General features: G+C 45.6%; 18 protein-coding genes, 1 tRNA gene and 1 pseudogene. 18 read left to right on the top strand and 2 right to left on the bottom strand.

Features of this window, described 5'->3' with window-relative positions; translation table 11 throughout:
• Positions 1-10 precede the first annotated feature (10 nt).
• The 8 genes from BN3261_RS04805 (at position 11) to BN3261_RS04840 (ending at position 8,568) form a co-directional block, all read left to right on the top strand.
• A complete protein-coding gene (locus BN3261_RS04805; RefSeq protein ID WP_059085587.1) occupies positions 11-1,687 on the top strand; it encodes an alpha-glucosidase in 1,677 nt (558 codons plus the stop codon).
• Positions 1,688-1,809: 122 nt separating this feature from the next.
• The gene (locus BN3261_RS04810; RefSeq protein WP_059085588.1) at positions 1,810-2,622 is read left to right on the top strand and encodes an FAD binding domain-containing protein; all 813 of its coding nucleotides are present in this window, start codon (positions 1,810-1,812) and stop codon (positions 2,620-2,622) included.
• The gene (locus BN3261_RS04815; protein ID WP_015524717.1) at positions 2,619-3,089 is read left to right on the top strand and encodes a (2Fe-2S)-binding protein; all 471 of its coding nucleotides are present in this window, start codon (positions 2,619-2,621) and stop codon (positions 3,087-3,089) included. Before BN3261_RS04810 ends, BN3261_RS04815 begins: the two co-directional genes overlap by 4 nt.
• The gene (locus tag BN3261_RS04820; RefSeq protein ID WP_015524718.1) at positions 3,086-5,380 is read left to right on the top strand and encodes a xanthine dehydrogenase family protein molybdopterin-binding subunit; all 2,295 of its coding nucleotides are present in this window, start codon (positions 3,086-3,088) and stop codon (positions 5,378-5,380) included. Before BN3261_RS04815 ends, BN3261_RS04820 begins: the two co-directional genes overlap by 4 nt.
• A gap of 1 nt (position 5,381) precedes the next feature.
• Positions 5,382-6,446 (top strand): DUF6077 domain-containing protein, encoded by a 1,065-nt coding sequence (locus tag BN3261_RS04825; protein ID WP_059085589.1) that lies wholly within the window; start codon positions 5,382-5,384, stop codon positions 6,444-6,446.
• 34 nt (positions 6,447-6,480) lie between these two features.
• A complete protein-coding gene (locus BN3261_RS04830) occupies positions 6,481-7,311 on the top strand; it encodes a hypothetical protein (protein ID WP_015524720.1) in 831 nt (276 codons plus the stop codon).
• A gap of 207 nt (positions 7,312-7,518) precedes the next feature.
• A tRNA-Arg gene (locus BN3261_RS04835) sits at positions 7,519-7,590 on the top strand.
• A 57-nt stretch (positions 7,591-7,647) separates the two neighbouring features.
• Positions 7,648-8,568, top strand: coding sequence for an SH3 domain-containing protein (locus BN3261_RS04840; protein ID WP_022426066.1), 921 nt, complete (start codon positions 7,648-7,650; stop codon positions 8,566-8,568).
• Between the two features lie 65 nt (positions 8,569-8,633).
• On the opposite strand, the gene BN3261_RS04845 is transcribed toward BN3261_RS04840, so the two are convergent.
• A complete protein-coding gene (locus tag BN3261_RS04845; protein ID WP_059085590.1) occupies positions 8,634-9,170 on the bottom strand; it encodes an N-acetylmuramoyl-L-alanine amidase family protein in 537 nt (178 codons plus the stop codon).
• A gap of 112 nt (positions 9,171-9,282) precedes the next feature.
• Here BN3261_RS04845 and BN3261_RS04850 point away from each other — a divergent pair.
• The 8 genes and pseudogenes from BN3261_RS04850 to BN3261_RS04885 all read left to right on the top strand — a co-directional run.
• Positions 9,283-9,933: pseudogene (locus tag BN3261_RS04850) on the top strand (pseudouridine synthase); the annotation flags it as partial.
• Positions 9,934-10,018: 85 nt separating this feature from the next.
• Positions 10,019-11,980 (top strand): NAD-dependent DNA ligase LigA, encoded by a 1,962-nt coding sequence (gene ligA / locus BN3261_RS04855; RefSeq protein WP_110925750.1) that lies wholly within the window; start codon positions 10,019-10,021, stop codon positions 11,978-11,980.
• 91 nt (positions 11,981-12,071) lie between these two features.
• Positions 12,072-13,004, top strand: a complete 933-nt coding sequence (gene metA, locus BN3261_RS04860) for a homoserine O-acetyltransferase MetA (protein WP_015524726.1) — start codon at positions 12,072-12,074, stop codon at positions 13,002-13,004.
• A 258-nt stretch (positions 13,005-13,262) separates the two neighbouring features.
• Positions 13,263-14,078 carry a methyltetrahydrofolate cobalamin methyltransferase gene (locus BN3261_RS04865; protein ID WP_021650848.1) on the top strand — a complete coding sequence of 272 codons (816 nt, stop codon included), beginning with the start codon at positions 13,263-13,265 and terminating at the stop codon, positions 14,076-14,078.
• A gap of 47 nt (positions 14,079-14,125) precedes the next feature.
• Entirely contained in the window at positions 14,126-14,758 is a 633-nt protein-coding gene (locus BN3261_RS04870) for a corrinoid protein (RefSeq protein WP_015524728.1), read from the top strand.
• A gap of 91 nt (positions 14,759-14,849) precedes the next feature.
• On the top strand, positions 14,850-16,550 hold the full coding sequence (locus tag BN3261_RS04875; protein WP_227945516.1) for an ASKHA domain-containing protein: 1,701 nt from the start codon (positions 14,850-14,852) through the stop codon (positions 16,548-16,550).
• A gap of 16 nt (positions 16,551-16,566) precedes the next feature.
• Complete coding sequence (locus BN3261_RS04880; RefSeq protein ID WP_059085593.1) at positions 16,567-17,106, top strand: DUF2284 domain-containing protein; 540 nt, start codon at positions 16,567-16,569, stop codon at positions 17,104-17,106.
• A gap of 15 nt (positions 17,107-17,121) precedes the next feature.
• Entirely contained in the window at positions 17,122-17,904 is a 783-nt protein-coding gene (locus tag BN3261_RS04885) for an arylamine N-acetyltransferase family protein (RefSeq protein WP_059085594.1), read from the top strand.
• Between the two features lie 21 nt (positions 17,905-17,925).
• Here the strand turns inward: BN3261_RS04885 and BN3261_RS04890 are convergent, their stop codons facing one another.
• Positions 17,926-19,506: a PucR family transcriptional regulator gene (locus tag BN3261_RS04890; protein ID WP_059085595.1), complete on the bottom strand. Its 1,581-nt coding sequence runs from the start codon at positions 19,504-19,506 to the stop codon at positions 17,926-17,928.
• Positions 19,507-19,768: 262 nt separating this feature from the next.
• Here BN3261_RS04890 and BN3261_RS04895 point away from each other — a divergent pair, with 262 nt between their 5' ends.
• Together BN3261_RS04895 and BN3261_RS04900 are read left to right on the top strand one after the other, a co-directional pair.
• Positions 19,769-21,169: an MFS transporter gene (locus BN3261_RS04895; protein WP_059085596.1), complete on the top strand. Its 1,401-nt coding sequence runs from the start codon at positions 19,769-19,771 to the stop codon at positions 21,167-21,169.
• A gap of 54 nt (positions 21,170-21,223) precedes the next feature.
• Positions 21,224-22,237 (top strand): uroporphyrinogen decarboxylase family protein, encoded by a 1,014-nt coding sequence (locus BN3261_RS04900; protein ID WP_015524736.1) that lies wholly within the window; start codon positions 21,224-21,226, stop codon positions 22,235-22,237.
• The last annotated feature ends 57 nt before the right edge of the window (positions 22,238-22,294 follow it).

The raw sequence follows: 22,294 nt of genomic DNA on the forward strand, positions 1-22,294 counted from the left end.
AGGAATTACGATGAAACGAAAATGGTGGCATGACAAAGTGGTATATCAGATATACCCCAAGAGCTTTTATGATTCCAACGGAGACGGGATCGGAGACATCCCGGGAATCATCAGCAAGCTTGATTATCTTAAGGAACTGGGAGCAGATATCCTCTGGCTTTCCCCAATCTATAAATCTCCCCTTGCAGACCAGGGATATGACATTGCAGATTATTATGCGATTGATCCGAGGTTTGGGACCATGGAGGATATGGATCGTCTGATCGCAGAAGCAAAAAAAAGAGAAATGTACATCCTTATGGATCTGGTGGTAAATCACTGCTCCGATGAGCATGAGTGGTTTCAGCAGGCCATTAAGGATCCGGACGGAAAGTATGGAAATTTCTTTTATATCCGGGACAAAAAGGATGATAAAGTTCCCTGCAACTGGAGAAGCTATTTCGGTGGTCCGGTATGGGAAGAGCTTCCGGGACATCCGGATAAACAGTATCTCCATGTATTCCACAAGAAGCAGCCGGATCTCAACTGGGAGAATCCTGAAGTAAGAGAGGAAGTCTACAAAAACATCCGCTGGTGGATGGAAAAAGGGCTTGGCGGATTCCGTATTGATGCCATTATCAATATCAAGAAGAAGCTTCCGTTTTCCGATTATCCTGCCGATCGTGCAGATGGGCTCTGCAGCGTCGGGAGGATGCTGGAGGAGGCAGAAGGGATTGGAGAATTTCTGGGAGAGATGGCTGAGAAGTGCTTTCATCCCTATGATGCTTTTACTGTAGGAGAGGTCTTCAATGAAAAGGAAGATGAGATCAAAGATTTTATCGGAGAAAACGGATATTTTTCATCCATGTTTGATTTTGAAGAAACCTGTTACGGAAAGAGCGAGGATGGCTGGTATGCATCCAAACCGTACCTGACTCCGGAAGAGTACAAGAAGTGTATTTTCCATACGCAGAAAAAGATTGGGGATACCGGCATGATCTCCAACATTATTGAGAATCATGATGAGCCAAGAGGTGTCTGTCACTATATTTCTCCGGAAGACCGCTGTCCGGATTCAAGGAAACTCCTGGCAGGTGTTTATTTCCTGCTGAAGGGAATTCCGTTTATTTATCAGGGGCAGGAGATCGGTATGGAAAATATGGAGTTTACTTCTATGGATCAGATCGATGACATCAGTACCATCGATGAATACCAGGTAGCGCTCCGTGCCGGATGCAGTGAAAAAGAAGCGCTTGATGCTGCTTCCGCATTTTCCAGAGACAATGCCAGAACTCCGGTACAGTGGAGCGCAGAGAAAAATGCGGGATTTTCAGAAGGAGAGCCGTGGCTTGGGGTCAATCCCAATTATAAGGAGATCAATATAGAGTCCCAGTTAATGGATAGTGATTCCCTCCTTTCTTTCTACAAAAAGCTGATTGCACTGAGAAAAGCTCCGGAATATAAAGAAACGCTTGTATACGGAACATTCGCTCCATATCAGGAAGAACAGAAGAATCTGATCGCCTATACAAGAAACGGTGAGAAAAATCTTCTGATCCTGGGAAATATGCAGGCACAGTCACAGAAGGTATCTTTGCCGGGAGAAGTAAAAGAGGTGCTTCTGAATAATCAGAAAGCTGTGGAGATCACAGAAAAAGAAATCATTTTGAAACCGTATCAGTTTATCGTTCTGGAGACCGCTGACTGATGCGGCATCAGAACAGCAGAGAAAAAAACAATAGCTATTTAGCTGACAGTCTGTTAAAATAAATGCTCGGCTGAAAAAACAGCCGTAAAGAAAGAGAATGAGAATTCAGAAGGGAATAAAGTATGCTGAAGATAAAGAATTACATAAAGGCAGAAAGCCTTGAACAGGCATATGAACTGAACCAGAAAAGAACAGCCTGTGTGCTGGGCGGTATGGTCTGGCTGAAAATGGGAAACCGGAACATCATGACAGCCATTGATCTGTCAGGTCTTGGGCTGGATACTATTACAGAAACAGAAGAAGCATTTGTGATCGGCTGTATGACACCACTTCATGCGCTGGAAACCCACAAAGAGCTGAATGCCTATACAAACAGTGCTATCCGTGAAAGTGTACGGCACATTGTGGGTGTGCAGTTTCGAAACTGTGCCACAGTGGGCGGAAGTATTTTCGGAAGATTCGGATTTTCCGATGTACTGACCATGTTTCTGGCACTGGATACCTGGGTGGAGCTGTACAATGGCGGAACCATTCCGCTGGCACAGTTTGCATCCATGGAAAAGGATAACGATATCCTGGTAAATATCATTGTAAAAAAACAGCCGCTGAACAGTGTGTACTTAAGTCAGCGGAACAATTCCACAGATTTTCCTGTGCTCACCTGTGCGGCCGCTCTTATTGACGGAAAAGCAAGAACTGTCATTGGGGCCAGACCCGGAAAAGCAATGATCGTGGAAGATGAAGAGGAAATCTTAAAAGATTTTGTACAGATGAATGCACAGCAGAAAAAGGATGCAGCAGCATCTTTTGCCGCATATGCAGCGGAACATGTTTCTACAGACAAGAACATGCGTGCTTCAAAAGAATACAGAAGTCTTCTTGTGAAAGTCCTTACAAGAAGAGCCTGGGAAGAGATCGGAGGGAGAGCAGAATGAATATCACTTTCTGGCTGAATGGTGTAAAACGGCAGGCAGAGGTACGTCCGGATGAACTGCTTCTGGATTTCCTGCGGAAAAACAGCTGTTACAGCGTAAAACGTGGCTGTGAGACTGCAAACTGTGGTCTCTGTACTGTGCTGATGGATGAACGTCCGGTACTGTCCTGCTCCATGCTGGCTGCCCGCGCAGACGGGAAACGGATCGTGACTCTGGAGGGAATGCAGGAGGAAGCAAAGGAATTCGGCGCTTTTATGGCAAATGAGGGAGCAGAGCAGTGTGGCTTCTGCAATCCGGGATTTATCATGAATGTATTTGCCATGTTAAAGGAACTGGAAGATCCCACAGAAGAGGATATCCTGGAGTATCTTTCCGGAAATCTGTGCCGTTGCTCGGGATTTGTGGGACAGACCAGAAGTATCCTGAAATTTCTCGACTATAAAAAAGGACAGGAGGAAGGAAAATGAAATACGTAAACAAGCCGGTGCCAAAAACAGATGCAATGTCGCTGGTAACCGGAAAACCGGTCTATACCGATGATCTCGCACCTTCTGACTGCCTGATCGTCAAGATCTTAAGAAGTCCTCATGCCAATGCCTGGGTGGAAGAGATCAAGACAGATGCTGCAAAGAAGATCGAGGGGATTGCCTGTGTTCTGACCTATGAGGATGTTTCCCACAAAAGATTTACCCTGGCCGGGCAGACAGCGCCGGAGATCAGTCCATGGGATCGCTATATCATAGATAAGCATGTGCGTTTTGTAGGGGATCCGGTTGCCATCGTAGCCGGTGAGACAGAAGAGGCAGTAGATAAAGCCTTGAAACGCATTAAGGTAAAATATCGTGTGGAGGAAGCAGTTCTGGATATCCACACAGCCAAGGATAATCCCATTCTGGTGCACCCGGAGGATGACTGGTATATGCCGATCCCGGCCGGAGGAGATAATAAGCGTAATCTCTGTTCCTCCAATGTAGAAGAAGTGGGTGATGTGGATGCCATGCTGGAAAAATGTGCGTATACAGTAGACCAGGTTTACCACACAAAGGCAAATCAGCAGACCATGATGGAGACCTTCCGTACCTACTGTTATATGGACCATTTTCAGAGACTGACGGTGGTTTCTTCCACCCAGATCCCGTTCCATATCCGAAGGATCGTAGGAAATGCGCTGAACATTCCGTCTTCCAAAGTTCGTGTGATCAAGCCTCGTATCGGCGGGGGTTTTGGTGCAAAACAGTCTTCTGTCAGTGAGGTTTTTCCGGCACTGGTAACATGGGTTACCGGGCGTCCGTCCAAGATCGTTTTTTCCAGAAAGGAATCCATGATCGCGTCTTCTCCGCGTCATGAGATGGAAGTCCATATCCGTATGGGTGCGGACGAAAACGGTATTGTAAAGGCAATCGATCTTTATACTCTTTCCAACACCGGTGCCTATGGAGAGCATGGGCCTACAACCGTAGGACTTTCAGGCCATAAATCCATTGCGCTGTATCGTCATACGGAAGCCTACCGTTTTGCCTATGATGTTGTTTACACCAATATGCAGGCAGCTGGCGCTTATCGTGGCTATGGTGCCACACAGGGTATTTTTGCTGTGGAGTCTGCAGCAGATGAGCTGGCTCATAAGATGGGGATGGATCCAGTAAAATTCCGTGAGCTGAACATGCCTATGGAGGGAGAGGCACTTCCAGGATATCCGGATGTACCGATCAACGGCAGTTGTACCATGGATAAATGCCTTGCCCGTGCAAAGGAAATGATCGGATGGGATGAGAAATATCCGTTCCGTGATATGGGTAACGGCAAAGTACGGGGTGTCGGTATCGCTATGGCCATGCAGGGCTCATCAATTGCAGGGATCGATGTCGGCGGAGCAGACATTAAATTAAATGAGGATGGTTCCTATACCCTGGCACTTGGATGTTCTGATATGGGAACCGGCTGTGATACCATTCTTGCTCAGATGGCAGCAGACTGTCTGGATACAGATATGAAAAATATCGTGGTATTCAGTGTGGATACAGATATTTCTCCCTATGATTCCGGTTCTTATGCATCTTCCACAACCTATGCAACCGGAAATGCCGTGATCCAGGCCTGCGGAGAACTCAGAAAGAGAATCCACGCTTTTGGCGCACAGATGCTTGGAGTATCTGCAGAGGATTCTGATTTTGACGGAGAAAAAGTCCGCACAGAAGACGGAAAAGAGGTAACGCTGCAGCAGATCGCAGGAAAAGCGACCTGTGGAGTCTGCAGTGAGCTTCAGGTTGTAAAAGAATATTCTTCTCCGATCTCTCCGCCACCGTTTATGGTAGGTGCCGCTGAAGTGGAGGTCGATAAAGAGACCGGACAGATCGATGTCATTGATTATGTGGGCGTGATCGACTGTGGAACTCCGATCAATCCAAATCTTGCCAGAGTGCAGGCAGAAGGCGGTATCGGTCAGGGAATCGGAATGGTTCTGTATGAGGATGTACAGTATACAGATAAGGGAAAGATCCGTAACAATTCTTTTATGCAGTATAAGATCCCCAACCGTATGGATATTCCGAAGGTGCGGATCGAGTTTGAGAGCAGCTACGAGAAGACAGGTCCTTTCGGTGCAAAATCCATTGGTGAGCTTGTGATCGATACACCTTGTCCGGCTATTGCTAATGCGGTTTATAATGCAACAGGTGTACGTGTCAGAGAGCTCCCGATCACTCCGGAGAAGGTTGCAATGGGAATCCTTGCCAGAGAAGCCGGAGAGAAGGTGTGAAATGCAGGAGCTGATACTGGCAATTGCCGGACTAATCCTGGAGCTGCTGGTATTTTTCTGTGCAGGAAGTCTGCTGACACGGATACTGAAAATGAAGGCGGAAGTAACCATGGAACTGGTCTTGGGATATCTTCTGTATTTTGCGGTTTTTGAGATACTTGCAGTTCCTATGACACTGAAATGGGTAAAACTGAGTACCTTTTCGCATCTGTGGATGGTGATCATGGCAGCTTGTGTACTGGCAGCATGTCTGTTTGCGCATAAACTTTGGAAGGGACAGCTGGACCGGATAGGAGAAACATTTCGGAAGCATTCACTGCTGCTGCTTTTGACCGCTGCGGCAGTGATCCTGCAGTGTTTTCTGGTGGCTGCATATCAGGACGTTACTGCAGATGCAACACATTATATTGGTTCAGTAAGCACTTCCGTGTATACAGACACTCTTGCCCGATACAGTCCGCTTACCGGTGTTATCCAGAGAAATTTTAATCTCCGCTATGATCTTTCTGCATATCCGATGAACAATGCGGTGTGGTGTGTCCTTCTGGGCATCCACCCGATCGTTCAGTCCAAGGTCGTGATGTCTGTGATCAACATGCTGATGATCAATCTTCTGATCTACCAGATCGGAAAAAGCTTTTTTCGTGGAGATGAAAAAAAAGCAGACCTGATGGTTCTTTTTGTGTGTCTGATGCAATTGTTTTCTTTTTCTATCTATACAACAGGAACCTTTGCGTTTATGCGGGTTTATGAAGGGAAGGCCCTGCTGGCAAATATTTCCATTCCGGCAGCGCTTCTGGTAAGTATACGGCTCTGGCTCAACAAAGATGGCAGAAATAAAGAGAGCTGGGTGCTGCTTTTCATTGCTGCAGTCAGTGCGTTGACGTTTTCAGGATCCTCCCTTATTTATCCTGCAGTAGTCAGTACGGCGATCCTTCCGGTGATGGTGCTGAAGAAAAAGATTTCCTACGCGATTCCCTATGCGCTTTGTATGCTGCCGGGATTTTTGTATGCCCTGGTTTATTTTTCGGCGAAGCTTGGATGGATCGCATTTCCGGCATCATAGGAAACTGGGAAGATACTATGGATAGGAGAAGAAAATGGCGGGAGTAACGATCGAAGAACTGGGACTGCGTTTTGTGCAGATCTGTATGGAAAATTACTGGAGTGGCTGTCTGCTGCCTGTATTTTTTCTGGCAGGTATACTCTGGGATATTTTTTACCGCAGGAGAAAAGAATCCAGAGTGTTCCTGTATTATCTAGTCTTTCTGGCACTTACGGTATATAATCCGGTTCTTGTAAAATATGTGATACCAAAGGTACATTTTGAAAGTGAATATTATCGTTTTATCTGGATCCTTCCGGTGATCCCGGGTGCTGCCTATTATGCTGTACGGATCGTAGAAGCGGTAAGGTTTCGATGGCTGAAGGCTGTAACAGCGCTGATCCTTGCGGCAGTGATCGTCACTACGGGGACACCTGTTCCCGGCATTGCAAAAGATTATGTGATGGCGGAAAACATCTATAAAGTCCCGAATGAGCTGCGCTCAGTATGCGATGTGATCCATCAGGACTGCGATAAAGAACAACCCAAGGTTGTTTTTGACAATGAGCTGAATCTGGTGGCTAGACAGTATGATCCGTCACTGATCCTTGTTCTGGATCGTAATTTTATCCTGTATCGTGCAGGAAGTACTGTGGTAGGAAACTACGAAAACAGCAAGGCCTACCAGATCCAGAAAGTGATCATGGATGTGATCAGTTATCAGATGGATGTAGGGATCGATAAGTTCCGGCAGGTATTGAAAAGAACGGAAACCGATTATCTCGTTCTTCCGGTAGATCTTACAAATCATGACTATATCCGTCAGGCAGGATGTACCCCTATTGCACAGACAGAAAAATATGTGGTATACAGGTTTGAAGGGTGAATGTGTTCGCCCTTCTGGCCTGGAAAAATGACTAAAGTGCGTAAAACGATACGGAGAACGGAGTGAACAGCAACCATAAAATGTGTGATGAATATGTACTGTTTAAAAAAATCTTTACAATTTCATGGATTTGTGTTAAAATCATAAACAGTGTAAACCTACTTTGATAATTTCATACCTGAATTTAGAAGTTATGTTTTTCATTATGCACCTGTAGCTCAGTGGATAGAGCAGTGGTTTCCGGTACCATGTGCGGGGGTTCGATTCCCTTCAGGTGTGTTACCCGGAACAGTGGGAATTGTTCCGGCGTGTTGTTATGATAAGGAGGACAAGAACTTGGATGATTTCAGAGAATGGTTATCAGATAACCTTCGCTATTTTATGTTAGGCGGAGCCATTCTGGTGATCGTGCTTGTTCTGATCTTTGGCGTCCGCGCCTGTGTTGGAGGTAAGAAGGGGAATTCCAATAAAGATCAGACAACAGCCCAAAGTAACCAGGAAAATGATCCTTCTTCTCCGGCAAATGATGGGGAGACAGACGAGAAGAAAGACGCCAGTTCCGCGGCAGATACGGATGCGGAGACAACCATGGAAAAAGCCAGCACGGAAGTAACCGAGCTGATTCAGAGCTATTATAAAGCTTTTGGGGAAAAAGACATTGCAACACTTAAGACGATTGAGGACGGATTTACGCCGGCTGACGAGTCGCAGATTAATTCAAGGGATTATATTGATGGGTATGAGGTACAGAATGTTTACGCTAAGAAGGGACTGACGGACGATTCGTATGTCGTTTATGTAGTCTTTAATTATATCTGTACTGGAATTGAGACTCCGGTTCCGGCACTGAGCCAGTTTTATGTGGAGACGGGCAGTGACGGCAATCTGAAGATCAAAGGTGGTGCTGATGACGATGCAGATATCAGTGCTTATGTGAAAAAACTGGAATCTGAGAAGGATGTGCAGGAGCTTATCACAAAGGTAAAGACGGACTATGAAGCTGCGCAGGAGAGTGATCCCTCTCTGGCAGAATTTCTTCAGGGCCTTGGTGAAGATGCCAGTGCTTCCGCAGATGCAGGAACAATGCTTACAGTTACAGAGGATTGTAATGTTCGTGCTTCCGCAGATTCAGAGGGTGAGGTTATCGGTGGTTTTTCTGCAGGAACGGAAGTTGAAAAGAAAGGGCAGGAAGGCGACTGGATACAGGTTGATTATGATGGACAGACCGGTTATGTCTATAGTGGTCTGTTAGAATAATAAGGGTTAATAAAATGCAGGTTCCGGAAGAACCTGCATTTTTGTTGCTCTGATATAACGAAAGATCATTTTTTGAGTGAACCGTCTGCTGCCAATGTGTATTTTTTTCCATTTACGGTGATGGTTCCGGTCTGCATGATTCCGTCTTCGTCCAGATAATAACGTTTTTTGCCTAGGGTGATCCAGCCGGTCTGCATGATTCCGTCCTTATTGAAATAATATCGATGACCATCTGTGTCGGTAAGCCATCCGGTATAGGCGGTTCCGTCAACCATAAATTTCCAGTTGGTGCCATCCGGTGTCCAGACTCCGTTTTCTGCCTCCGGCGAACCCTTTTCTGTTTCGGGAATCTCTGTGGGAACAGGAGACGGTGTGGCTGAAGGTGAGGGAGCGCCGGAAGATATCGATGCATCTGTATGGTGATCGCGATCTGAACTTGGTTCAATGGCCGAAATATCGCTGGTATTTATGGAAACTACGGAAGTACTGCTGCTTTCAAAAGGACCGGCCGATGACTGGGTAAAGAGAATACCGCAGATCAGACACAGGAAAACAGCGACAAAGATCAGCAGCCGGTTCATACGTGGAGTATGCTCTGACATGTTTTTCCTCCTGATATTTAAGTATATTTCTGTTTATCATACAATAATGAGAAAGAAAATACAAGAAAAATAACCGGTTGCGAACACGTGGGAAAAAATATATAATAGAACAATGGACGAAAAAATCAGAATCAATAAATATTTAAGCGATATAGGAGTCTGCTCAAGAAGAGAGGCAGACCGACTGACAGAAGCGAGGAGAGTTACTGCTAATGGAGAACTGGTTTCCACAGGAATGAAGATCCTTCCGGATGCGGAGATCTGTATTGACGGAAAGCCTGTAAAAAAACAGGAAAAAAAGATCCTGCTTCTTTTTCATAAACCAAAAGGGATTGTCTGCAGTACCAAGCAGCAGCGGAAAGAGGTAACAGTAACAGAATATCTGGATTATCCGGTGCGGATCTATCCCATAGGACGGCTGGATAAAGATTCCGAAGGACTGCTTCTCCTTACCAATGAAGGAGATCTGGTGAACCGTATCATGAAGGCGGGGAACTACCATGAAAAGGAATATCAGGTGACCGTGAATAAACCGGTGACAGAAGAATTTATCCGTGGTATGGGCGGCGGAGTGCCGATCCTTGATACGGTCACACGTCCCTGCAAGGTTACAAAAACAGGTAAGAACAGTTTTTGTATCATCCTTACCCAGGGTCTGAACCGCCAGATCCGTCGTATGTGTGAATATTTCGGATATAAAGTCGTAACACTGAAACGTGTTCGGATCATGAATCTGTATATTGATGGCCTGGAAGAGGGGAAATATCGTGAGATCCGACCGGAAGAACGAAAAGAACTGGAGGAGATGCTTTCCTCCGAAAAATCAGAAAAAAGGACGGGAGGAAGCCATGAACGAATCATCCATAAAAAAAATGAAAGAGCTGGGAGAAAAGCTCCGGGAAGCGTCCAGGGCCTATTATCAGGAAGACAGGGAGATCATGTCCAACGTGGAGTACGACGCCCTGTACGACACTCTGAGCGCACTGGAGAAAGAAACAGGGATCGTTCTGGCAGACAGTCCAACCGTTAATGTAGGATATGAGGCAGTGGAGCAGCTCCCCAAGGAAGAACATGAGAGACCGATGCTGTCTCTGGATAAGACCAAAGAGAGAGAAGCTTTGAGAGAGTTTATCGGGGAACATCCTACACTTTTATCCTGGAAGCTGGATGGCTTAACGATCGTGCTTACCTATGAAAACGGAGAGCTTATAAAGGCAGTTACCAGAGGAAATGGTATTGTGGGAGAGGTTATTACCAATAATGCCAGAGTATTTAAGAACATACCTTTGAAAATTTCTTTTAAAGGGAGACTGGTACTTCGCGGAGAAGCCATCATTACTTATTCGGATTTTGAAAAGATCAACGAAACTATCGGAGATGCAGATGCCAAATACAAAAATCCCAGAAATCTCTGCAGTGGTTCTGTCCGCCAGCTGAATAACGAAATTACAGCGAAGAGAAACGTACGGTTTTATGCTTTTTCTTTAGTGAGTGCGGAAGGCGTGGATTTCCGGAATTCCAGGGAGGTGCAGTTTCGGTGGCTGAATGAACAGGGTTTTGAGGTTGTGGAATATCGAAAAGTCACAGCGGAAACTCTGGATGAAGCGATGGATTACTTTGCGGAAGCAGTTACGACCAATGATTTTCCGTCAGATGGGCTTGTGGCATTGTATGATGATATTGCTTACGGAGAATCTCTGGGAACTACGGCCAAGTTTCCAAGGAACGCCATGGCATTTAAATGGGCCGATGAGATGCGTGATACGAGACTTCTGGAGATTGAGTGGAGCCCGTCCAGGACCGGACTGATCAATCCGGTAGCAATTTTTGAGCCGGTGGAACTGGAAGGCACCACAGTGAGCAGAGCCAGTGTGCATAACATCAGTATCATGAAGGAACTGAAGCTGGGGATCGGAGATACCATTCGTGTATACAAAGCAAATATGATCATTCCTCAGATTGCGGAAAATCTGACCGGAAGCGGTAATGCACCGATCCCGCATACCTGCCCGGCCTGCGGACAGGAAACGGTAGTGAAGAAAGAAAACGATGTGGAATGTCTTTTCTGCGTCAATCCGGGGTGCCCGGCCAAGAAGATCAAATCCTTTGGGCTTTTTACAAGCAGGGATGCCATGAATATCGACGGACTTTCCGAGGCAACACTGGAGAAATTCATTGCCAGGGGATTTGTCCATGACTTTGGCGATATTTTTGAGATCAGCCGGTATAAAGATGAGATCGTGGAAATGGAAGGCTTTGGGCAGAAATCCTATGATAATCTTATGGAAAGTCTGGAACGGGCGAAAGAGACTACACTTCCAAGGGTGATCTACAGTCTTGGGATCGCAAATATCGGTCTGGCTAATGCAAAAGTGATCTGCCGCCATTTTGACAACGATCTGGACAGGATACGTCATGCCAGTCTGGAAGAGGTCAGTGATATTGATACTATCGGGCCGGTCATTGCCGGAAATCTGGTAGCTTATTTTAGGGATGAGAATAATAATCGCCGCCTGGATCATCTGATGAGATTTCTTCATATTCAGGAGGACAGTCCCAAACAGGAACAGATCTTTGAAGGAATGAATTTTGTGATCACAGGAAGTCTGGTGCACTTTGGAAATCGAAGTGAGGCCAAAGAGCTGATCGAATCCCTGGGAGGCAAGGTTACCGGTTCAGTTACCAAAAAGACCAATTATCTGATCAATAACGACATCCAGTCCAATTCATCCAAAAACAAAAAGGCAAGAGAACTGGGGATTCCGATCCTTTCAGAAGAAGATTTTCGGAAACTTGCCGGAGTGCAGTAAAGGCCGTACAGACTGGAGATACTTTTTATCTGAAGAAAAAAGCCGAGCGGCTCCTTTATAAGAGACGCTTCATATATAAGGAGGGCAAACAATGCCGATCAAAACACAGGGGGATCTTCCGGTAAAGGAGATCCTGGAGAGAGAAAATATATTTGTAATGGACGAAAAACGTGCCATGCACCAGGATATCCGTCCGATCCATATTCTGATCCTGAATCTGATGCCGCTGAAAGAAGAAACAGAGCTGCAGCTTCTGCGTTCTCTTTCCAATACACCGCTGCAGGTGGATGTGACATTTATGGCTGTGGAGAGCCATGAAGCCAAGAATACATCTCTCAGCCATCTGAACAAGTTTTATGAAACATTCACCGATATAAAGAAACGTAAATTTGATGGAATGATCATCACAGGAGCACCGGTGGAGCAGATGCCTTTTGAGGAAGTGGATTACTGGAATGAGCTGACTGAGATCATGGATTGGACTGAGAAGCATGTGACTTCCACGATCTTTCTCTGTTGGGCAGCGCAGGCCAGTCTTTATCATTTTTATGGCCTGGAGAAAAAACCTCTGGATAAGAAAATGTTCGGACTTTTCCAGCACAGGGTACTGAACCGTAAGATCCCGCTGGTCCGGGGCTTTGATGATGTATTTCTTGCGCCGCATTCCAGACACACAGAAGTTCCTATTGCAGATATCCATGCATGCAAAGACCTTACGGTCCTGGCGGAAAGCGAAGAGGCTGGTCTGTTCCTTGCAATGGCAGAGGGAGGACGTAAAATCTTTGTTATGGGACATCCGGAATACGACCGCGTGACTTTGGATGGCGAATATAAAAGAGACCTTGCCAAGGGTCTGCCTATTGAAATCCCGAAGAACTATTACAAAGATGACGATCCAAACAACAAACCACTCCTCACCTGGAGGGCCCATGCCAACAACCTGTATACGAACTGGTTGAATTATTACGTATACCAGAGTACTCCGTATGATCTGTACGGGACACCAGATTTTAGGGAAATTTAAGGAATATGAAATAAGTGTTAGCATAAGCTCATAAATCGTAGACAAAGCTATGATTTATGGGCTTATTTTAGATTGCTGCTTACGAAGGTCTTTCCTGAAAAACATTCCTACAAAATGTAGGAATAAATGCAATGTTTATGGTATGAAATGCGGCTGGTTTTTTGCATTTATTTTGATACAATCATTATATAAAAGACATGGAACTGAAATAAGAATTCTTGATGCAGGCCAGAATATGTTAACGGGAGGATAAATAATATGATAATCATAGGTGAAAAAATCAATGGATCCATCCCCTCTGTGGCGGAGGCGATCGCAAACAGAGATGCAGAATTCATCAAGCAGCGGGCACTTGCTCAGGCAAACTCAGGAGCAAGCTATATTGATTGTTGCGCATCTGTTCCGGAAGCAGAAGAAGTAGAAACCTTGAAATGGATGATCGACTGTATTCAGGAAGTGACAGATCTTCCGATTTCCGTAGACAGTCCCAGTGCAGATGTTCTTACAGAAGCTTACAAATTCTGCAGAAAACCGGGTATTTTTAACTCTGTATCCGGTGAAGGGGATAAGATCGATAAGATTTTTCCTCTTATGGCACAGCCTGAAAATAAAGGGTGGCAGGTTATCGCACTTCTAAGCGATGATACAGGTATCCCCAAAAGTGCGGAAGACAGGCTGAAGGTATTTGACAAGATCATGGCAAAAGCGAAAGAGTACGGAATTTCACCGGATCGTATCCATATTGATCCATTGGTTGAGATGCTCTGTACATCTGAAGATGGTATTGCGATGAACGTGGAAGTAATTTCAAGTGTCCGTAAACAGTATCCGATGATCCACATTACAGCGGCGATCAGCAACATTTCCTTCAATCTGCCGGTACGTAAGCTTATCAATTTCGGATTTGTGGTACTTGCAATGAATGCCGGCCTTGACAGTGCGATCATGGATCCTACAAACAGAGATATGCTTGGACTTGTATATGCAACAGAGGCATTGCTTGGTCTGGATGATTACTGTATGGAATACATCGGAGCATACAGAGAAGGTCTGATCGGACCTGTAAAAAAATAAATAAAACGCATATGCGGAATGCGGATAAAAAGCGGAGGTGTTTGATTATGTCAAAAATCACAGAAGTAGCAGAATTGGTAGAAAAAGGAAAAGCAAAACTTGTAGGTGCAGCTGTACAGTCAGCTCTTGATGAAGGCTGTGAGGCAACAGAGATTCTTAACAGCATGATCGATGCAATGGCTGTTGTAGGTGAAAGATTTAAGAACGGAGAAATCTTTGTTCCGGAAATGCTGGTAGCAGCCCGTGCAATGAAAAAGGGTGTTGAGGTTCTGAAACCACATCTTGCATCCGGCGCTACAGGAAGTATGGGAAAACTTATCATCGCTACTGTAGCAGGAGATCTTCATGATATCGGAAAGAATCTTGTTGCGATGATGATCGAAAGTGCCGGCTTTGAAGTTATTGATCTCGGTGTTGATGTACCTGCATCGAAGGTTATTGAATGTTACAAAGAAAATCCGGATGTTAAGGTAATTGCACTTTCAGCGCTGCTCACAACTACAATGCCGGCTCTGAAAGATACAGTTGCAGCACTTAATGCGGAAGATTTCAGAAGCAATGTTAAGATCATGGTTGGAGGAGCACCGATCACGAAGGAGTTTGCAGATGAGATCGGCGCAGATGGATATTCAGAAGATGCAGCAAGCGCAGCAGTTCTTGCAAAAGCTTTGGCAGCATAAGGGAAAATAAAACGGGCCGCTCTGTATTGTCTGTGCATGGCATAGACGGCAGAGCGGCTTTTGCTTTACAGTGACCATCGGAGGGATGAAAATGTACCGAATAAAATTTATCAGGGAGGAAAAGGAGATCCTGGTGGAACCGGGTACCAGGATCCTTGAGGCGGAAAGAAAAGCAAAGCTGGTTCCTGATGCACCCTGCGGAGGCCGGGGAAAGTGCGGGAAATGTCGTGTTAAAATAGAAGATCACATGGTGCTTGCATGTCAGACGGAAATCCATAGTGACCTTGAAGTAGATACATTGTCCGGATGCCAGGAAGAGGAGATCCTTACAGAAGGAATGCAGAGACCGGTTGCGTTCAGGCCTGATCTGAAACAGAAAAAAGTGATTCTTAAGAAACCGGAGACAGGAGACAACCGCTCTGAATGGGAGCGGCTGACAGAACAGCTGGATGTGGAAAAACCTGTTCTGCCTGATACTGAAATTGCATCGAAGCTTTACGGCTGCAGAAAAGAAGCAGAAGAATGGTATGTGATCTGTGCAGGAAATGAGATCCTGGATATCAGCAGAGAAGAGAAAAAAATCTGTTTTGCGGCTTTTGATATAGGTACCACGACGGTGGTCGGCTATCTTATGGATGCATTGACCGGGAAGCAGCTGGCTCTCAAGAGCAGAATGAACCCACAGACTCAGTATGGCGCAGATGTGATCATGCGGGCGGATCATGCTCTGGAGCATGGCGTAGAGCAGCTGACCGGCTGCATACGGAATGCGGTTGATGAAATGCTCCAGGAACTGGCAGAGGAAGCAGGAAGAAGCACATTAGATATCTGTCAGGTATCTGTGGTAGGAAATACCTGCATGCATCATCTTTTTCTTGGGATTTCTCCGGCATCGCTGGTCCATGCACCGTATAATCCGGCGATCAGTCAGGGGCTTACACTGAATGCAGAGCAATATGGGCTCCATATCCACAGAAAGGGGCAGCTGCTTATGCTGCCTGATATAGCCGGGTATGTAGGGGCAGATACCTGTGGCTGCATTTTGGCGCTCAGACAGGATCAGCAGAACGAGATCAGCCTTATGATCGATATTGGAACGAACGGGGAGATGGTCCTTGGAAATAAAACGAGATTAGCCTGCTGTTCAACAGCTGCCGGTCCGGCATTTGAAGGTGCAAAGATCGAGTGCGGGATGCGCGGAGGAGCAGGAGCAGTAGATCATGTAGTATACAAAGATGGAAAATGGGAATACACGACTATAGGAAATAAGGCTCCGGCAGGCTTATGCGGTTCAGGTCTGATCGATCTTGTGGCACAGCTGTACCTGGCTGGCTTTATTGATGAAAGTGGTCATCTGGAAAGCGGCCAGGAAAAGGCGGGAGTGTTTGTGCTGGTACCTCCGGAAAAGTCGGGAAATGACAGGGGCGTTTATCTGACGCAGAAGGATATCGGAGAGGTACAGCTGGCAAAAGCGGCTATCGCAGCGGGAATCTTTCTTCTTATGAAAAGACTGGAGATCACAGAAAAGGATATTAAACGGGTCTATCTTGCCGGTGCATTCGGCAATTACATGAATCCGGAAAGTGCGGCAGCGATCGGGATGTTCCCGGCCGGACTGCTGCCCAGGATACAGCCGGTGGGAAATGCGGCAGGCGAAGGTGCAAGGATCGCGCTTCTGAATGAAGAGGAAAGAAAAGAAATGGATCGGACTGTCAAAAATATGGATTTTGTGGAGCTGGCAGCTTCGCCGGAGTTCCAGGACTGTTTTGTGGATGGCTTATGCTTTCCGTAATGCGAGGAGAATGGATATGCTTAATATAAAAGAACTGGAAGAGATGGGAAAAAAGGCAGGATTTTCTCATGTAGCACTTCTGAAGAGCGATTCGATCCAGCTTATGCCGGAGGTAAGGGAAATGTGCAAAAATAATACCTGCCATATGTATGCAAAACGCTGGAGCTGTCCTCCCGGATGCGGAGATCTTGAAGTATGCAGAAAAAAGATAGAAAAGTACAGGGAAGGCATTATTGTCCAGACAGTGGGGAAACTGGAGGATCCTTTGGACGGAGAGACGATGATGGAGACCGAAGCGGTTCATAAACAGAATTTTTATGAATTTGAAAAAGTGCTCAGAGAAAGATGGCCGGGTATGCTCCCCATAGGGGCCGGGTGCTGTACAAAATGTAAAACGTGTACATATCCGGATGCTCCATGCCGTTTCCCCGAACAGGCATTTTCTTCGATGGAAGCCTATGGAATGCTGGTAACACAGGTATGCCAGGCAAATGGTCTGGAATACTATTATGGTCCCTGTACGATCGCCTATACCAGCTGTTATCTTCTTGAATAGAACAGGAGTGAAAAAATGAATGACAGAGAACGGGAGGCATATCTGAACAGGATCGGATATGAGGGTGAATTAAGAACAGATAAAAAATGTCTGGAAAAGATAATGGACCTTCATCTTTGCAGTATTCCCTTTGAAAATCTGGAAGTTTTTGACGAGGGAAGGATTCCTTCTCTGAAGTGGGAAGATATTTATGAGAAGATCATTGTCAGAAAACGAGGTGGATATTGCTTTGAGCTGAATAAATTGTTTTATGAGCTTCTGAAAGCTTTGGATTTCCGTGTGATCCCTGTGGCAGTAAGGATATTGTGGAACCGGGAAGAGCTTCCGCCGGTCCTGCACCGGGCAACCCTTGTTATTTTTGAGGAAGGAAGCTATTACTGTGATGTAGGATACGGAGGTCCCGGTCCCAAGAAGCCGGTTCTTATGAAGGATGGTATCCACAGAGAAAAAAACGGATGGTACCGTGTTAACATGAAGCCGGGAAATACAAACGGAGAGATACTTGTTGAACGAAGGAAAGAAGAAAAATATCTGCCAATACTCAGATTTTCACAGACTCCTACAGTAGAAGCAGATTTTGAACTGCTGAATTTCTATTGTGCAAAATCTCCAGATGTATTATTTACCAGAAAAAGAGTAGTGAGCATCTGCAGACCGGAAGGAAGTGTTGCGCTGACTGGGGATGTTCTTACGATCCAGAAGGAAGATGGATCCATTGAAACGAAAATAAGTGATTCGGAAGAAACCATCAGGCTATGGATGGAACATTATTTCGGATTGGAGTTTTTACAGATATAAACAGAAAAAAGGACCAGGTTGTCAGGTGACAGTCTGGTCCTTTTCCTGCAGAAGAAAGCAAAGCTGCAGAAGAAGCCGGTCTTTCGGATTATCCAGATTAACCTTTGTGAGCTTCTGGATGCGCTCCAGACGGTAGGTCAGGGAACTTCTATGTATAAAAAGCTCACGGGCTGTCTGAAGAGAATTGCGTTCATGCTCCAGATAGACCTTGAGTGTGTGATACAGCTCAGTATTGTTTTTTCGGTCATAATTCTGCAGTGCATCCAGCCGTGAAGAGACCAGAAGCTCGGGACTGATCTGATGGCTGATCTGGGAAAGCATATATTCCAGAAGATAAGCATCAAAATGATAGCACCAGGCCATGCTCTGACTTTTTTTGCCCAGGCGCAAGGCGGAAACAGCCTGAATATAGCCCTGAGGGATCAGGAGAAAATCACGAAATTCAGAGCTTACTCCCATTTTAAAAAGCCCTTCGCGCAGGATGATCGCAAGTGAACTGATAACATCGGAAGATACAGAGTGCTTAAAGGACAGATTAACGATCACAACGATTCCCTGCTGATAGGTAAAAGCCAGACCTTCCGGGATCTGGGCTTCAATGTGTCCCAGTGTGGCGATGGAAGAGTGCATACGGTCATCCTGCTGCTGGGTTTCCAGACGAAGTACAAGATACCGGTCATGGCGATTCCAGTTCAGATACTGGATCTGATCGGTAACTGCTTGTAGTTCTGTGAGCTTTCCGGAAAGATACTCCGTGAAAAACTGCCGGGAGTCATTTCCCATTGAAATTTGGAACAGATTGTGTCGACGGATGCACAGCTCGATAAAGGAGCCAAGATACTCAAGAGCAGAAAAATGTCCGGGCTGTATCTCCGTCTGGAGCTCATCCACACAAAGCCGACCCTGATAATTGCCGCTGACCCAGAGATTCATGTAGAGGATACGATAACCGCGGAGCTCTTCGGAATAAATATTGGCGCCGTGGGTGATAAGTGTGCGCTGGTATTCGGCGTCAAGCTTGAAATCCTGAATCAGGCTTAAAGGTGCGATGAGTCTTCCTGTACGCTGGTCATGGACCCATTCGGACATACCGGTTACGTGCCGGGGAGAAGAAAGGATATAAAAGTTGGTGTCGTGGGCAAAAACCGGATTATGAAATATATCCAGACTGGCTTCCAGCATTTCATTCAACGGATCGATACTTCCAAGTGCAAGCTGGAGTTTACTGTCCCAGTCAGAATATCTGTCAAAGGTCTGCTGTATTTGGTTGAAGACCTCAGAAAAAGAAAGGGTTCCCTTAATGTGAAGGATCCTGCAGCTTTCGGAAAAGCAGGAAAGATCACCGGAGCCCACCACTACAAATGCGATGTTCTGGTATCGCAGGAAGCTTTCGGAAAGAGAATTGCCGAAGACAAGATAAAGGTAGCATGGCTTCAGCAGGGCTCCTGCCTGATATATGCGAAGACCATCCAGCGTCAGGGGGTCTTCACGGCAGAGGATGGAAACATCCTCTTTTTTCTCCGCAAAATCGTCAGCAATGATCTGGAGATTAAGATGGAAGCCGGTATGCGGGCTATTCACGAAATGCTCTCTTTTGTTCAAAATATTTCCTCCAATTCATAAAAGCCTTGTATTTATAGGAAATTATAACATATTAGACGGAAAATAAAAAGAAAACGGAGAGGAAATTATTTGTGCATATTTACAATAATAACTGTACAAAAAGTATGAAGCATTGGAGAAAGAATGAAGAAGTGTGCGGATTTACGAACAAGAAAAAAACAACTATACTGTAATCATCAAAGGTAACGTGAAGTTGTGGAAATGGCCGGTCCCACAAAAAAACAGCGAAGGGGGAAAGAAAATGAGTAAAAATGAAATACCGAAACAAGATCCGAAACAGAAAAAGGGTCTTACAAATGCCCTGAAATATTTCTTTGGTGTTGGTGATGCCGGATTTGTTCTTATGAGTAATATCGAGACATTTTACTTTATGACATTTCTGACGGATCTGGCAGGCTTTGCAGCTGGTGTAGCTGGTGTGATCAATTCCGTATTTACCATTGTTGATGCATGTCTGTCCTGGCTTTACGGAGGAATCATCAATGGCACAAAAGCAAAGAAATGGGGGCGTTATCGTTCCTGGCTGATCATGGTTCCGTGGATGGTGCCGTTTCTGTACGCATTCATGTTCATACGTGTCAGTGATAATGAATGGCTTTCGGCAGTGGTGATCATTGCCGCATCCATCGCATCTCATGTGGCATGGAATTTCAGCTATGTTGCCAATGCAACCCTGATCAGTATTGTTGGTAAAACACCGGAAGACAAAGCAACGCTTGCATCCTCCAGGGCAACCTGGAATAACATAGGCGGTCTGTTGTTTTCCTATATGGGTCTTCCATTTGCAACACTTCTTGCCGGATATGTCGGTGAGAAAAATAAATTTGCAGCAGCAGCTTTCTGCCTGGGTATTCTGATGGTCGTAACCTATTTTGCCCATTTCAAGATGACGGAAGGCTATGAAGAGATTGAAATAGAAACAGCAGGAAAGAAAAATGACAAAACAAAGATCACGATCAGAGAGATGTTTGCTTCCCTGTTTCAGAATCCGCCTCTTATGGTCCTGATGCTGGCAGACCTTGCAAAATGGTGTGTGAAATTTGTAACAGCAGCATCTGCTATTTACTATTTCAGGGATGCAATGGGAAATCCGGGACTGATGACCACTTATCTTCTCTGTGTTGCCATCGGTGCCATCATCGGAGCTTTTTCCATGAGATACATTGCAAAAGCAATATCGTCCCGTACAACTATGATCATCGCTTATGCAGGAATGGCAGTATCACTGTTCCTTGTATATATTTTCTATGGAAATGCAATGACAGTGATCGCCCTTATGACACTTGCCCAGTTCTTCTATGGTATGGCTTTTGCAGCTTCACCTGCACTTTATGCGGACACTGTAGTGTATGCAACATGGAAGAGCGGAAAAGATGCATCCGGATGGATCATGGGATTACAGAATCTTCCGCTGAAGATTGCCGTATTCTTAAGAGGAACGATCCTCAGCGCCTGTCTTGTGGCGGTAGGCTGGAAATCCGGAGTTGTTCTTGAGGGAACGGCCCGTCAGGGAATGACGATTTCCTTTGCACTTGTTCCGGCTATTTTCTGTCTGGCAGGTCTTCTGCTTCTCGTGTTTGGATTTAAGATCACAAAGGAAAAGGTTCTTCAGTATCAGGCTGAGATTGACGCAAGATCATAAAGATAAGTGATCGGGTATTTCGAAAGATCACAGGATAATAAAGGAGGAAGCATTATGTTGAAAGCATCGGAGATTTTACTTGAAACGATAAAAAAGGATGGCAGGCCGGAACGACTTCTGAGACAGTATGAGGGTGCGACCTTTTACCCGCCGAACCCGGCAAATAATTATGTGCGTGGAAACCGTCACCGTGGTATGGAGCCTATGAAGGATCTTTTCGGAACTGAGATCCTCTGGCCCCAGGAACAGCTGGCTGCAATGCCACATGTAACAGAGGACAACAAGGTCATTGATGATATCACAGAATGGAAAGAGCAGCTGGTGATCCCGGATATTGTCGGTCAGTGCTCGGATCCGGCTTTATGGGAACCATTTAAACAGAAGGCACAGGAGATAAAGGATTCAGGAAGCCTTTTCATGGCATTTATGCCTACAGGTGTTTTTGAGAGGCTTCACTTCCTGATGGGATTTGAGGATATGCTGGTGAACTTCCTTCTTGAGCCGGAGGATATGATGGATCTCTGCAATGCCATTGGGGAGTACCGGTTCCAGCTTACAAAGCTGATCGTTGATAATCTCCACCCGGATATCATCCTTTCCCACGATGACTGGGGTTCCAAGCAGTCCCTGTTCATCAGTCCGGACACATGGAGAGAATTTATCAAACCACAGTATGAAAGATCCTATAAATATATGAAAGACCATGGAGTGATCGTCATGCATCACGCAGATTCCTTCATGGAACCGATCATAGAGGATATGGTTGATCTTGGGATTGACATCTGGCAGGGAACACTTCCGCAGAATGATATTCCGAAGCTCCAGAAACAGCTGAACGGAAGAATGACACTTATGGGCGGAATCGATGCTTCGATCGTAGACCGAGTGGATTCCACAGAAGAAGAGATCCGCAAGGAGGTCAGAAGAGCATGTGAGGAGTATGCACCACACGGACATTTCATTCCATGTATTACCTATGGAGGTCCCGGTTGTCTGTTCCCTCATGTAGATTCAATTATTGATGACGAGATTGAAAAATATAATAAAGAGGTATATGGAATTCATTAAAAGCGCCAATTGAATAAAAAAGAACCTCAAGGTATGATTGAGTTGCATCTTGGCGGA

The sequence above is a fragment of the Blautia massiliensis (ex Durand et al. 2017) genome, from assembly GCF_001487165.1.
Classification (GTDB): Bacteria; Bacillota; Clostridia; order Lachnospirales; family Lachnospiraceae; genus Blautia_A; species Blautia_A fusiformis.